Source organism: Chryseobacterium sp. BLS98 (assembly GCF_001045445.1).
Taxonomy (GTDB): domain Bacteria; phylum Bacteroidota; class Bacteroidia; order Flavobacteriales; family Weeksellaceae; genus Chryseobacterium.
Genome location: NZ_LFNF01000003.1, coordinates 464,803 through 479,743, shown reverse-complemented (window position 1 = coordinate 479,743; position 14,941 = coordinate 464,803). Strand labels below are relative to the sequence as shown.

Here is a 14,941-nt window from a genome sequence, read left to right as displayed (position 1 = left end):
TATATCAGTAGAACACGACAAAAGATGACGCATTATAAACAAAAAAACCGCTCATTGCTGAACGGTTTTGTTATTTCTTGGTAATGATTACCAGATTTTGATTCTGTCCTGAGGAGTTTTGTATAATTTGTCTCCCTGTTTTACATCAAACGCTTTGTAAAAAGCATCCACATTGATGAGTGGACCGAAGCTTCTGAAATATCCCGGAGAGTGCGGGTCAGTTTTCACCTGGTTTACCATATATTTTTCGCTGGATAAGGTTCTCCAAACGGTCGCCCAGCTTAGGAAGAATCTCTGATCCTGGGAGAATCCGCTGATCTTCCCTGGATTACCTTTATCTTTTAAGTACATCTGAAGGGCATCGTAAGCGATATTTACTCCACCTAAGTCGGCAATATTTTCACCGTTTGTGAAAGTTCCGTTTACGAAAGTTCCTTTTACCGGCTCGTATTTGTCGTACTGGGCAGCAAGGGCTTTTGTTGCTTTCTCGAAGTTGGCTTTGTCTTCCGGTGTCCACCAGTCTACTAGGTTTCCGTCTGCATCAAACTGAGCTCCTGAATCATCAAATCCGTGGCTCATCTCGTGACCGATAACAGCACCGATTCCTCCGAAATTAACGGCAGCATCAGCTTTAGGATTAAAGAAAGGCGGCTGAAGGATTGCAGCAGGGAATACGATCTCGTTGTTTACCGGATTGTAGTATGCATTTACCGTTTGCGGCGTCATACCCCATTCTGACTTATCAACAGCTTTGCCAATTTTTGCAAGATCTTTGTTATACTGCCATTGTGTAATGTTCTGAAGGTTTGAATATAATGTTCCTCCTTTAGATTCAGGAACAATATCCAACTTTGAATAATCTTTCCATTTGTCCGGGTAAGCTACTTTTACAGTGAATTTATTCAATTTCTGCATTGCTTTTTCCTTCGTTGTGGAAGACATCCAAGCTAAATTGTTGATGTGAACCGCAAAGCTTTTCTTTAAATAATCGATCAGCTCCACCATCTGAGCTTTTGCTTCAGCAGGGAAATATTTTTCAACATATAATTTTCCGAAAGCTTCACCAAGAGTACCGTTGATAAGCTCAAACCCTCTCTTGTTCAATGCTCTCTGCTCCTGCTGGCCTCTTAAGTATTTACCATAGAAATTAAATCTCATGTCACCTAATTTCTCACTTAAATAAGAAGCGCTTCCGTGGATCATGTGGAATTTTAAATAATCCTTGATCACAGAAAGGTTCTGAGCGTTAACCAGTTTATCAAAATCTTTGTAATACCCGATTTCCCCGATGATTACCTTATCCGTACTTACGCCTACTTTTTTCAGGTAAGCAGGGATATCAACGCCTTTTACCAATGTTGAAAGTTCAGCCATTGTTCTTGGGTTGTACTGTAAAGTATTGTCACGGCTCTGCTCGTTGGTAAGATAAGTCTTTGCAATGCTTTTCTCGAAATCAACGATTCCTTTGGCAGAGGCATCAGCATTTTTATAACCTAATTCTTTAAGCATGGAAGCCACATACTTTTGGTATTCAGCGATAGCTTCCGTATTTTTTTCGTTTACTTTCTGATAGTAATCTCTTCCTAATCCCAGTGAAGCATTTCCTAAATAAACCGCATTCATTTTAGAGTCTTTAAGATCTGCATCTACACCCCATCCGTAAAGCGTATTTTCTCCGTCTTTAGTTACAGAAGTCAGGTAATTCTGAAGGTCAGCCATGTTTTTGATGGCATCAATTTTATTCAGGTTTTCCTGAATAGGTTTAATTCCGTCTGCATTTCTTTTCTGCATGTTCATGTAAGTAGCATACAGATCCTGGATTTTTTTACCTTCACTTCCGTCTGCAAATTTATCTTTCAGAAGGGAGTTCAGAATAGTCATTGAGTTGTTATCCGTATCTTCAGCCAGTTTGTTGAAGCTTCCCCAGGTTGGCTTATCAGACGGAATTTTGGCTGTTTTCATCCACGTTCCGCTTACGTAGTTGTAAAAATCATCCTGCGGACGTACAGAAGTATCCATAAGACTAAGGTCCAGACCGTTATCTGTACCGTTAGCGATTGTTTTTACAGTTTTTGCCTGCCCGTTCACTGTGTTTAGTGCACAAACTCCGGCTAATAAAAACAAAGAAAGTGTTAGTTTTTTCATTATGATAGCAAATTTTATAATAAGTCTGTTGTTTTTATCATTTGTTACTTTTTATCAATAACAAATTTAAACAAATCTCAGGAAGCTGCTATCTCTTTTACATTTCCTGTTCTTTTTAAAAATCCCCAGGACTGCATTTCCCCTTTCAATGCTTTTCTCAGACTTCTGAATAATACAATATACATCAGCCATCTATATCCGAATCTCTGCGGAATAACATACAACAGATTAGATAATTTCTCCCGCTGCATAATGAAAGCGGCCAAAGCCAAAGATGCATCTACCAAAAGGAAAATCAGATAATAGGTGAATATTTTTCCACCATTTCCGGATAAAATTCCAAAGAACATGATCAGATCTGCCAGAGGTGAAAAGAACGGAATAATATATTGAAACAGTAATATATTCGGCATTGCCCAAAGCCCGAGTCCTTTATATTTAGGATTGAGAAATGTCTGGCGCTGTTTCCAGAACATCTGCATAATCCCGTAGGTCCAGCGGAAACGTTGTTTTAAAAACTGTTGCACACTTTCAGGGGCTTCGGTTACGGCAACCGCTCTGTTTTCGTTGGCAACCGTATATCCAGCTCTTAAAATTTTCACCGTAATATCACAGTCTTCTGCCAGGGTATCGGTAGAATATCCGCCTGCTTCAATGATCACGGATTTTTTGAATGCCCCGATCGCACCGGGAATTACTGTTACTGCATTGATGTAGGCATAGGCCAACCTGTCAAAATTCTGGCTTGTAGTATATTCTATCGACTGCCATCTGGTGAGCCAGTTCACTGTGTTTCCTACTTTTACATTCCCTGCCACTGCAGCGATCTTTTCAGCAGGATCTGAATTTAAAAATCGGGCAATCAGATATTTTACTGCATTATACTGAAGTTTGGTGTCTGCATCAATACAAACCACATATTCCGCATCAGTCTGGGAAATTCCAAAATTCAGTGCTGTGGCTTTTCCGCCGTTCGGTTTCGTGAAGATTTTCAGTTCCGGATGGTCGGGGAATGCTTCTTTTGCTTTCTGGTAGGTTGAATCCTTACTTCCGTCATCCACCATGATGATGTCGAAGTTGGGATAGGTTTGTTTTAATAAATTATTCAGAGAAGAAACAATATTCACTTCTTCATTATAGGCAGGTACAATGATGGATACTTTCGGATAAGTTTCCAAAACAGGAAAATCGCCCAGCAATTTTTCTTTTTTTCTTTCTTTAAAAGCCCAATACATCATCAAGATCAATCTTATCAGACCTAAGCCGATAAAAATGGTGAAAAGAGCCACCAGAAAATGACTTATTCCATAGATTACCGTAGCGAGGATCAGATTGAGCTGCATGATATAATAAGATCTTGTTTTAGGAACTTCCGGCATCAGCACATTTTTACTCTTGTGTAAAATACTGGCAAGGTTCGTAAAATGATAGCCTTGTTTCTGAAGTGTCGGAATTAAGGTTTTGAGAGCCTTTACGGTTTCTTCTCTGGTATCTCCGCCCGCATCATGCAGAAGGATAATATTTCCCCGCTGCTGTTTGATCCCTGCCATCACCCGTTTTATGATCTCATCTGCTTTGATGCCGGGCTGCCAGTCTTCAGGGTCAATATTTTCTCCGATATCAAGGTAGTTTTGCTGTCTTGCCAATGCTACAGGAATAATTTCCTCGGAAGTGGTAGGTTCGGAATCCGCATTATAAGGCGCCCTGAACAGAATAGTACTGTGACCTGTTACACATTCTATAAGCAGTCTTGTAAGTTTCAATTCCAGCAATGCTCTTTCCGGGCTTACTTTTGCTACGTTTTCATGAGTGAACGTATGGTTTCCTATTTCGTGACCTTCGCGGTAAATGCGTTTAACTAAGGGAAGGTTTCTTTCAGCATTGAGTCCTACGAGAAAAAATGCAGCCGGAACATGGTATTTTGACAGTACATCTAAAATTTGCGGGGTGTAGGTCTCGTCCGGACCGTCGTCAAAAGTCAGCACCAGTTCTTTCTGTGGTGCTTCTCCGTATTTTTTCACTTCATAAGAGCTTGGATAGGTGATGTAGTTCTCATCTGTGATTATTTTTTCTTTGGCATCGATTTCCAAAGCTATTTTTCCGTCATGAGGGGTATTCAGAACATCCAGCACTTCTCCATCGCCGATGTAATCTACCATCGTCTGACCTTTTACATTTTCCAGTTCTTTCAGATTAAGCTTAGACATACCAGCAGAGGTAAGATTTTTATCATAAAAATTCCAGATCCGGCTGTCTTCACTGCCCAGTCTCCAGAGTGCAGTTCCCGCCAGCGGATATTCGGAGGAAAAACGCATGGTATTGAATATAGAGGCGGCATCGTTGAAAAATACAGTGTGGGTATTGTTTTTAGAATCCGTGTAGGAATAATTTAAATTGAATGTATTATCATCAAAGTTAATCGCAGCTTTGCTCGCGCTGGCTTTTGTGATGGCCTGCATATAGGTAACGGATGTATTGTCTTCCTTGTTGGTACTCCAGTCATAGCCATACGCTCCCAAACCAAGGATTATTTTTTCCGGAGAGGTTTCCTTGAGGATTTTTTCCGTTTGGGCTTCTATCCATTTTTGTGAAGAGACCGGCCCGGCATCGCTGTCCTCTGCATATTCATCATACGCCATCAGGATGAAGTAATCTACATAAGGATTCAGTTTCCGGATATTGTAGTCATCATTATCCGTCATGATATCCATCGTAACCAATAGCTTATTCTGCTTGAAAGTTTCTGAAAGCTCTTTCATAAAGGCAATAAGGTATTCGTCAGAATCCAGGTTCATATCTTCAAAGTCAATATTGATCCCCTTGAAATGAAATTTCTGACATTGCTGCACAAGTTTCCGGATAAGTCCGGTTCTTTTCTCCGGATCTTTCAATACTTTTCCAAGTCCTTCGGAACGGAATTCCCTGTCAGAATTGTTGCTTAAAATAGGCATCGCTGCCACTCCTGTTCTTTTGATAATTTTATAGCCTTCAGGATCTACATTGGTTTTCAGATCTCCAGATTTAGGATCAAGGAAGAACCATTCGGGAAAAACGAGATTAATATGCCTGATATTCCTTTTCAGGGACATCAGCGACTGCGGGTCCCAGGCTACGTAGAATGCCGAACGGATGCCGCCCGGAAACTGGGACCAGCTTTTATTCTGATTTTTTAGTCTTTCAACTCTTGCCTGGTGGATTTTAGCCAGATTGGTATGCATTGTTTTTTCAGAAATAAAGCTTCTGAAACCTTTGTATTCTTTGGAAATTTTATTTTCCTGCAGATAAGGCTTACTGGCCGTCATTACTGCTTTATAATCTTCTTTGAAAGGTATTTTCGGGCTTTTGTCGAGCTTCATCATCAACCCTAAAGCAAGAATAAGCAATACTGCAACGAAAATAAAAATGCGGCTGCCCCATTGTACGCTTCTCCAGCGTTTTTTATTATCAGTCTGAAAAATCTGTTTTGAATCTTCCACGTTATGAAATTTATCTAGGGATTTCAAAAAGCGTGAAAAAGGGCTTCAATTTTAATTAAAATAAAATTAAAAAATCAATTGGCTTTTAAGTATTTATAAGAAGTCCTACCAGATCCTGAAGGATTTTCTGAGAAACGAAATACATGAAGTCCAGCCGGTCCAGATGAGGCATATATAATTTTGAGGTAGATTCCTGGTCTTTTATCCGGATGGTATAGAAAACAGTCCCTACTTCTTTGCCGTCCTCTCCTTTTCCCGGGCCTGCAACCCCTGTTGTAGATAATGAAATATCGGTATCAAACAGTTTTTGGCATCCTTTGGCCATTTCGCTTGCTACCTGTTCGCTTACAACGGTAAACTGATCCACTGTTTCCTGGGAGACCTTCAAAATTTCGATCTTTTTATCGGTAGCATAAGGTACGATACCTCCAATAAAATGTTTGGAACTTCCGGAATTAGAGGTGATCATCTTTGCAAGATCTCCTCCGGTACAGCTTTCTGCCGTGGAAATGGTGAGTTTTCTTTCATTAAGGATTTCTGCAAGGATTTTTTCTATTTTATCTTCTGAAACAGCGATTACATGATCTCCAACCAATAGAAGGAGTTTCTGAATCTCATCCTCTGTCTGCTGTTTCAATACAGTTTCGTTATCCCCTGATGCTGTAATTCTGAGCTTTACCCGGGTTCCTACGGGCAGGTAAGACAAGGTAAGGTTTTCAGGGAGTGCAAGTTCCCAGTCCTCAATCATATCTGCGAGAATACTCTCAGGAATTCCCACTACAGAAACGATCCTGGTATGGATATAGTAAAGGTTGAATTTTTCTTTTAAATAAGGAACAATCTGGTCTCTGATCAGCGGTTTCACTTCATAAGGAACACCGGGAAGGCTAAAGGATAATTTCCCGTCCTGTTCCATCATTATGCATGGCGCCGTTCCGAAATGGTTCTGAAATATTACGGATTTTGTGGGAACGAAAGCCTGCTCCCTGTTTCTTTCAAGAATATCAATTCTCCCCCTTCTTTCCATATAGTTTTTAAGGTGGTTGAAAGTAACCTCATCCAGTGCAATTTCATCATTGAAAAACTCTGCCAGCGCTTTTTTGGTTTTATCGTCCCTTGTCGGACCCAGACCGCCTGTTGTTATTACCAGATCACCTAATTTGAAGGCTGCTTGTAAAGTATTTTTAATGGTTTCGATCTCATCTGAAATGGTGAAGATCTGGATAACCTGTATGCCTATATTTTTAAGCTCTGTGGCAATAAAATTAGAATTGGTATCAACGGTATTTCCTGAAAGGATTTCATCACCGATAGTAATTAGAACAGCTTTTTCCATATTTAAATTCTTGAAAAAAAATCTTCTGCAAATGACGGTAAAAATTGTAGAAGGGCAAAATTGTGAAGGAATTAAAACGTGAAAAGGTTAAATGACTAAAAGGCGAATTTGCTTTTTGCTTTTTGCAGTTTAACCTTTTTTGCCCAGACTAACTATTGATTATGTTTCACCCAGATCAGTTCATCCGTATTGTACCCGATTTTTTTAGCTTTTTCAATGAAGCGCTGTCTCATACTTTCAGGAAGGTTTGGTGTACGGGAAAGAATCCACAGGTACTTTAGGCTGCTTCCTGCCACTAATGCATATTGGTAATCTTCATCAATATCAATCACGTTATATCCTGCCCAGATTGGTTTGAAAAAGGATACTTTAAGCCGGGCTTCTGTTTTATCTTTTACAAATTTTGCCTCTCCTACGGATTCTTTCCATTCTTTTTTAATGTAATCGTAGCCTTTATTGCTGACCCGGATGGAACCATTGGGGTTTTCGGAGTATTCGGCAGTTACATTGTCCATATTTTTCTCGAACCTGTAATCGAAACGGGCAATTTCATACCATCTGCCTAAGTATTTTTTAGCATCAAAGTTATGAACAGCCGTCGCCCCTTTGGGAATTCCCGCGGAACAGGAATTTAAAATAATCAGCCCCAATACACCTAATGTGACCGGAACGGCAATTTTCTGAAGAGTTTTCATAATGGAATATTTTTGTGTGATGGGGTGAAAGCTTCAAAAATAATGCCTTTAAGCTGTTAAGGAACGATAAATTCTAGGAAAAGACTTTCAGGAAATTATCTTTAAAACTCCCGGAAACTTCAATTTCGGTATCGTCCGAAAGCATGACGGTTCCACTTTTGTGATAAGATTTTACAAATCCCGTATTGATAATGTGGGAACGGTGGACCCTTACAAACGGGCTTTCAAGAAGGTCATCGAAATGCTTCAGGAAACGGCAGACCATTTTTTTCGAACCGTCGGTAAGATAGACCTGGGTAAAATTCCCGTCTGCCTGAAGTCTCAAGATATCTTCGGTTTTTACCACATCAAATCCCTGAAGTGTCGGAAGGATAAGCTGCTGTTTTTCAGGCTTCAGCTTCAGGTTTTCGAGAAGAATTTTATTACGGTTGAGCTCTTCTTTGCTTTCGATGCTTTCGGCTACTTTATTGACTGCCAGAATAAGCTCCTGGATATCAATCGGTTTTAAAATATAATAACTTGCAGATTTATTGAGTGCCTGCAATGAATATTGGGAAAATGCCGTGATAAAGATGGTTTCGTAGGAAAATTCCCTGGTGGCTTCCAGCACATCGAAGGCGTTGCCGAAAGGCATTTCGACATCCAGGAAGACTAACTGCGGCTGTTTCTCAGCAATCAACGGAACGGCTTCCCTGATGTTTTCCGCCTCACCTGCAATTTCTACCTGCGGGCAGTATTTTGTGAGATAGTTTCTGAGAACTTCTCTGGCAATGATCTCGTCGTCTACGATTACGGATTTTATTTTCATTTTTTTCAGGTAATAGGTGGCGGTTATCAATATTTTCCGTTTTTAAATTTTAAGGTCCGGTAGGTGGTTTTTGATGTTTCATGTTCTTTACAGTCACCGTTTACTTCCTGGTTTTTGGTTTGAACAGATATGGTTTTGATCTTCAGATCTGTGAAATTATTGGTCTTTGTTTTATCCATTATGATTACTGAATGATCATCGCTGAATTCCCCTGAACATCTGGTGTCCCATTCTCCCCCGTGAGAACTTAGTTCAAATGTATTTAAAACTTTTTTAAGGGTTTTACCTTCAGAATAATACAGCGAAATAGTCTCCGAGGAATACGGATTGGGCTGACTTCCGTTGGCCACACTTACCGTTACACCAAAGGCACGGATACTCTTGCTTATGTTGTATAGCCCGGTGTCTATGGTTATACTTCTCAGCATGACAGCATCGGAAGTGATTTCCTCAGGATCGAAATACTGATTCTTTACAGCTCCATTCTCATCTGTGATCACAATATAGTTCCGGACTGTGAAGAAGTCGTCTTCCTCTTTACCCTGTAGAATGGGAAGAACGGTAATATATGAATCTTCCGCATTCGGCATTTTCTTTTCCGTACAGAATTCTTCTTTAATGGCAGCTTTATCAAGTTTTAAGCTTTTCACTATATTTTCAAAACGGATACTGTTTATTTCCTGTCCGAAAATTCCTACGGACGAAAATATCAATATCCCTATGAATAAACGGTTCTTCATTTAGGCCAGATTAATTTTAATAGTCACCAAAACCCCTCTGTTATTCTCCTTATCCTTTATGGAACAGGTGATTTCTTTTTTATAAAGATCGTTCAGCAGACTGATCCTTTCGAGGGTATTTTTCATTCCCCTGCCTTCTCTGGTTTTCTGGTGCAGGGTTTTCTGCTTTTTACTTTCTTCAATACCAATTCCATTGTCTTCGATAGTGATCTTTAAATGCTGGCTTTCTTTTTCAAAGCTCAGTTTTAAAAATCCTTTCTCAGTTCTGTAGCGCAATCCGTGCCATACTGCGTTTTCAAGGAACGGCTGAACAAGCATTCCCGGTACTTTCAGGCTTTGCATATTCAGGCTTTCATCTACTTCAATTTCATAATCGAATTTATCGGCAAAACGGGTCTTTTCGAGGGCAAGATAATTCTGAAGCAGATCCAGCTCCTGTTGAAAAGGAATGAAGTCTTCGGCAGAATTCTCCATCACACCACGCATCAGCTTGGAGAATTTTGTAAGATACTGATTGGCTTCCAGCTCATTATTAGTCGCGATAAAATGATTGACACTGTTTAAACTGTTAAAGATAAAATGTGGATTCATTTCACGCCGCAAAGATTGAAGGGCTATTTTTTTATTTTTGATCTGAACTTTCTTCAGGGTCCTGAAAATAAAGACAATCAGCCCGGTAAGCAAAACCAAGGCTCCGATCAGGCTGTAATTAAATATATTTTTTCTTCGGATTAATGCATCTTTCAGCTCTTTTTCTTTTTCAAGCTGTGAAATTCTCTGTTCTGTATCTTCCAATATCTTATTGTCTACCAGACTCCTGTCCTTGGAAACCAGATCGGGAAGCCTTCCCAGAAAATCCCTGTACAGGGAGACTGAAGCGTCGGTATTTCCTGCTATATTGTAAAGGCTGTCCAATCTTTTTACACTTTTCTGGGCTTCCAGGGTATGCCCTTTTTCCAGAGCAATTCCGTAGGCATTTTTCAATAAGGCTACAGCTTCTTCAGGCTCATTTTTTTTAATATAAATATCCGCTAATTCCTGTATCTGATTGACTTTTTCCTGTGAATTGTCTTTAACAAAATCTTCTTTCAGGACTTTCTTTTTGGCTTCAATAGCTTTTTCGAAGTTCTTGTTTTCCACATAGAAATTGGTCAGCTTCTGATTGATTTCCAATGCCTGCTGCGGGGCTTCTTTTTTAGAAAGCACATAAGCATTATTCAGGTTCTTTTCTGCTTTGGGAATGTCTTTCTGCTGTATATTGACATCTGCCATCTGGCTATAACTCGTTGCAAGATCACCTTTATCTTTATCCTTGAGGCTTATATTGATATTATCCTGGATTGCTTCTGCTTTCTGCTCTGCTGAAGGAGAAGAAAGCCTTGCAGCATCGTTGGTATTGACTGCCCTGCTTTTTTCGCTGTAGCTAATTTCAGCCGCCCTGCTGTAATTGCTGATAGCCGGGGTTATTTTGTTCTGCTTTTCCTGTGACTGGGCAATTTTCCGGGTCACGGATTCCAGATTTTTTTTGTCATCGAGATTTTTATAAATATTTCTGGCTTTCACCAGGAATTCTTCGCTTTTGGCATAGTTCCCCTGATTGTAATAATCATTGGCAATGCCAACATAGGTATCTGCAACGCCTTTATTATCATTATTATCAACAGCTTTTTTTAGCCTTGCAGCAGATTTATAGGCTTTGGTAACCCGTGTGGAATCCTGTGCTGTACAGATATTTCCTGCAGCAAGAATTAAGATAAACAGTATTTTGAAAACTAATTTCACGGATTTCGGATCTTTACTGCAAAGTAAGTAAAACTTTATGTATCCTTATCTACTCTTTACCAAGTCAGAACTCTGTTTCACCAAGTTCTGAGGATTAAAAATGAGAATATTAACGGTTTATATTTTTCAACGAACCCCTCTGATTTCAAATTTTAAGCAAAGCTTGCCTTAATATCCTTAATTACTTAAAATTTCTTAATGGTTAAAATGTCTTCTGCTGAAGTTTGTTGTTTTAAGCCATCCACCAAGTCAAAACCTTGTTTCACCAAGTCTCGCATTTTCGGGTTCCGGATCGCGGTAATTTTACTTCAGAATTTAAAACAAGAAATTATGAAATTGAGACATTTTTTATTGATCGGAATCTTTACCCTGGGAAGTTTTGCGCATGCACAGGAAGTAAAGAAAAATGCCATTGAAGTAACAGGTATTGCAGAAATGGAAGTGGAGCCGGATGAAATCATCTTCAACATCGGCATTAAAGCGGATAACAAGAATGATCTGGCAGATAATGAGAAAAAGCTGTTCGAAACATTGAAGAATGACGGAGTGAAGAATGAAGACATCAAATTTAAATCGATGTATCAGAATGTGTATGCAAAGAATGGAAAATTCACGAAAAGCTATCAGTTCAAAGCGGGTACAAAAGCCAATATCAGTAAAATATTTGAAGACCTGAACCAAAAATGGGTAAGCAATCTGAATGTGGCAGAAGTGAAAAACACTAAAATTGCAGATTTCAAAAAAACAGTTAAGATCAATGCTCTGAAAGCCGCTAAAGAAAAGGCAGACTACCTGTTGGAAAGTATGGGCAAAAAGGCAGGAGCCCCGCTGGAGGTTATCGAAATTGAAGATTACACCAGCGACACAGTTCTTCCTGTAGCCTATAAAAGCAGCCTCAGAAATGTACAGCTGGAAGCAGCAGATGCCCCGGTCGATTTTTCTTTTGACAATATCGAGAATATCAAACTGAAATACAGCATCAAAACAAGATACGAAATCCTTTAGAATTAACAGATTTAAAAGACAGTCCGAAAGGGCTGTTTTTTCTTTTTCCACCCTGATCTTTGAACTCACCAAGTGAAAGTAAGGTTTCACCAAGTCTGCTGATTTTCAGCTGTAAATACAGATAATTTTACTTCAGGAAATAGAAAGAAACTGATAAAATCCCAGATTCAATATTACAAGAGATAACCAATAAAAAATAGTATTATGACTCCTTTAAAAATCTTAGCACTGGCCGCAGGTACCGCTTTTTTAAGCTCCGGCAGCTTATCAGACATCCGATGCTCAAACAGCCATACAGCAGACATGACGGCATTCATTCAAAATGCTTCTGTGAAAGATCTGACAGCCTCTTCAAAAGATAATAAAATTCAGGTTGCCCTTCTCCTGGATACTTCCAACAGTATGGACGGGCTGATTGATCAGGCAAAATCGAGACTGTGGAACATTGTAAATACCTTAACCACGCTGAAATACAACGGACAGGCTCCCCAGATTGAAATTGCCCTGTATGAGTACGGGAACGACGGTATCCGTGATGATAACTATATCCGTCAGGTAACCCCTCTTACCCAGGACCTGGATTTGGTTTCCGAGAAATTATTCGCTTTGAGAACCAATGGAGGGAGTGAATATTGCGGCGCTGTAATCCGGGATGCCTCCATGAACCTGAACTGGGACGGCAATGAAAAAAGTATGAAACTGATTTACATTGCAGGCAATGAGCCGTTTGACCAGGGAAGGGTAAATTATAAAGAAGTCATTTCCAAAGCTAAAAGTAAAAATATCTACACCAATACTATTTTCTGCGGAAGCAGGGATGAGGGAATCCAGACTTTCTGGCAGAATGGTGCTTCATTAGGGGAAGGGAAATATTTCAATATCGACAGCGACAGGAAAGTGATTTATATTGAAACACCTTATGATGTGAGAATTTCAGAATGCAACACAAAATTAAATGATACTTACATTTTCTACGGTAGTCACGGTTCCGAATATAAACTTAAACAGGCTGCCCAGGATAGAAATGCTGAGGTACAGTCAGTATCCAATTACGTAGAAAGAACCGTGGCGAAGTCTAAGAAAAATGCTTATAAAAATGATCACTGGGATCTGGTAGACAAGGCTGAAAAAGATGCCGGTTTCATCGCTACGGTGAAGGAAGATTCACTTCCTGCCGAACTGAAAGGCAAAAGTACGGAAGAGATCAAAAAGGCTGTTGCTGTAAAATCTGCAGAGCGTGGAAAAATCCAGAAGGAGATTGAAGAGTTATCTAAAAAACGGCAGAATTACATTGATGCCGAAATGAAGAAACGAGGTACGTCAGATTCTGACGATCTGGGAAAAGCTATCGAAAACTCTGTGATAGAACTGGCCAAAAAGAATGGCTACAGTTTGTAATAAAAAAGCCGTTTCAAAGTATTGAAACGGCTTTTCATTAAGGTTTACAATGTAGTAAAGGTTTTCTTCATATTCTATTTTATCTGATAAATATTAAAGAGAGATGAACCTCCTGAGACTAAATTTAAAGAAACAAGTGTTGTTTTAACGCCAAAGAACATCTGATCTCCTGCATTCAAAGCGACTATAGTCTGGGTCTTCCTTACAGGCGGCGACACATTAACCGAAAGGACACTTGCAACTATATAACTTTCTTCTGCCATTAATACAGGCGCTGCAGTTCCTTTCTTCACAAAAATCCCTACTCCCAGATCGTCTGCAGAAATAAGGGTTGAAGCCTTTATCTGTACATGCACACCATAAATTCCATCTTTTGGTGCTGTAAATGTATTGTTGGAGATATTGAAATCATTATGCTCGTCTATAAGCTCTTTATCAAATGCTATCTTTAGCCAGTTGGTAAACCCTGCAATAACAACCAAGGGAATCGTGGGATCTGCTCCGGTACCTGAAACATAGGATCTTCCACCTGCATTCAATATCTGATCTCTTGAAACTGTCTGAACATACCCGCCGCTGTTTCTTACCAAAAGAGAATCTGTACAGGCTGCTTCTACACATTTTTCTGCCACGCGAAGTCTCAAATTACCATTTACATCCAGCATTGCCGTTGGATTTTCTGTATTTATACCGATCTGGGACCAAACTTTTGCTGCTAATAAAAAAAACAGCAATACTAAAATTTTTCTTTTGCTTTTCATAATCTTTATGATTTGTATTATGAAGCAAATTTAGATTTTAGAGGTAGAATACATTTAAAGTAAATTCAAAAAACAGTGACTTATTATCCAACGTTAACTCACTAATTAACAAATGTTAATTATAGAATTAAATCTACATTTATTGTCTAAATAAATCGAATAATAATTTATAAATTCCTAATTAAAAAACACGGTATGGATTACGATGAATTTATAAAAATCTATTTTGAGCAAAATAAATATTTAGATGAAAATGATAAACAGAAACTGTTAGCGATGGTAAAAATAATAAATTACCCCGCCAATAAAATAGTATTATATAAAGGGGAACAAACAGAGTATGTAGGCATTATTGAAAGAGGATTAATACGTGCTTATGATAAAAATAACAAAACAGTCTGGTTTTTTCATGAAAATAGTGTTTATGGCTCGCTGGAGGTTTTGATGCAGAAACGCCCTTCATCACTTACCTATGAAACCCTGGAAGAAACCACAGTGTTTTTATTCAATTATAATGATCTGGAAAATGTTATTAATGAATATCCCCATATTTCAACACTGCTTTTAATGTTTTGGAAGAATACTGCGAAGGAAATTTATCTTAATTTTTCTGCTTTTCTACATTTAACTCCTGAAAAAAGATACCTCCATTTACTCAGCCAGAATTCCAGATTAATTTTACGGGTAAAATCTAAAGATCTGGCCACTTATCTGGGCATGCATCCTGTTTCATTAAGCAGGCTGAAAAAAAGGTATTTCAATCCCAACAATAAAAAGTAAATTGGTGGCTTCGAG

Annotated in this window: 11 protein-coding genes; 3 read left to right on the top strand and 8 right to left on the bottom strand. The window is 39.0% G+C overall.

The window, feature by feature from the left end; all coding sequences use genetic code 11:
* Positions 1-87: 87 nt before the first annotated feature.
* From ACM40_RS13405 to ACM40_RS13375, 7 genes are all read right to left on the bottom strand, one after another.
* A complete protein-coding gene (locus ACM40_RS13405) occupies positions 88-2,145 on the bottom strand; it encodes a M13 family metallopeptidase (RefSeq protein WP_048503277.1) in 2,058 nt (685 codons plus the stop codon).
* Between the two features lie 77 nt (positions 2,146-2,222).
* The gene (locus tag ACM40_RS13400) at positions 2,223-5,621 is read right to left on the bottom strand and encodes a polysaccharide deacetylase family protein (RefSeq protein ID WP_048503276.1); all 3,399 of its coding nucleotides are present in this window, start codon (positions 5,619-5,621) and stop codon (positions 2,223-2,225) included.
* 85 nt (positions 5,622-5,706) lie between these two features.
* The gene (locus tag ACM40_RS13395; protein WP_048503275.1) at positions 5,707-6,957 is read right to left on the bottom strand and encodes a CinA family nicotinamide mononucleotide deamidase-related protein; all 1,251 of its coding nucleotides are present in this window, start codon (positions 6,955-6,957) and stop codon (positions 5,707-5,709) included.
* Positions 6,958-7,109: 152 nt separating this feature from the next.
* Positions 7,110-7,652: a lipocalin family protein gene (locus ACM40_RS13390; RefSeq protein WP_048503274.1), complete on the bottom strand. Its 543-nt coding sequence runs from the start codon at positions 7,650-7,652 to the stop codon at positions 7,110-7,112.
* Positions 7,653-7,725: 73 nt separating this feature from the next.
* Positions 7,726-8,460 carry a LytR/AlgR family response regulator transcription factor gene (locus ACM40_RS13385; RefSeq protein WP_048503754.1) on the bottom strand — a complete coding sequence of 245 codons (735 nt, stop codon included), beginning with the start codon at positions 8,458-8,460 and terminating at the stop codon, positions 7,726-7,728.
* 26 nt (positions 8,461-8,486) lie between these two features.
* Positions 8,487-9,200, bottom strand: coding sequence for a hypothetical protein (locus ACM40_RS13380; protein WP_048503273.1), 714 nt, complete (start codon positions 9,198-9,200; stop codon positions 8,487-8,489).
* Positions 9,201-10,982, bottom strand: a complete 1,782-nt coding sequence (locus ACM40_RS13375; protein WP_228376182.1) for a histidine kinase — start codon at positions 10,980-10,982, stop codon at positions 9,201-9,203.
* 330 nt (positions 10,983-11,312) lie between these two features.
* Between ACM40_RS13375 and ACM40_RS13370 the strand changes: the two genes are divergently transcribed.
* Positions 11,313-11,987 (top strand): SIMPL domain-containing protein, encoded by a 675-nt coding sequence (locus ACM40_RS13370; protein ID WP_048503272.1) that lies wholly within the window; start codon positions 11,313-11,315, stop codon positions 11,985-11,987.
* Positions 11,988-12,191: 204 nt separating this feature from the next.
* A complete protein-coding gene (locus ACM40_RS13365; protein WP_048503271.1) occupies positions 12,192-13,385 on the top strand; it encodes a VWA domain-containing protein in 1,194 nt (397 codons plus the stop codon).
* Between the two features lie 74 nt (positions 13,386-13,459).
* Here the strand turns inward: ACM40_RS13365 and ACM40_RS13360 are convergent, their stop codons facing one another.
* Complete coding sequence (locus ACM40_RS13360) at positions 13,460-14,146, bottom strand: hypothetical protein (RefSeq protein ID WP_048503270.1); 687 nt, start codon at positions 14,144-14,146, stop codon at positions 13,460-13,462.
* Between the two features lie 195 nt (positions 14,147-14,341).
* Between ACM40_RS13360 and ACM40_RS13355 the strand changes: the two genes are divergently transcribed.
* The gene (locus ACM40_RS13355; RefSeq protein WP_048503269.1) at positions 14,342-14,926 is read left to right on the top strand and encodes a Crp/Fnr family transcriptional regulator; all 585 of its coding nucleotides are present in this window, start codon (positions 14,342-14,344) and stop codon (positions 14,924-14,926) included.
* The last annotated feature ends 15 nt before the right edge of the window (positions 14,927-14,941 follow it).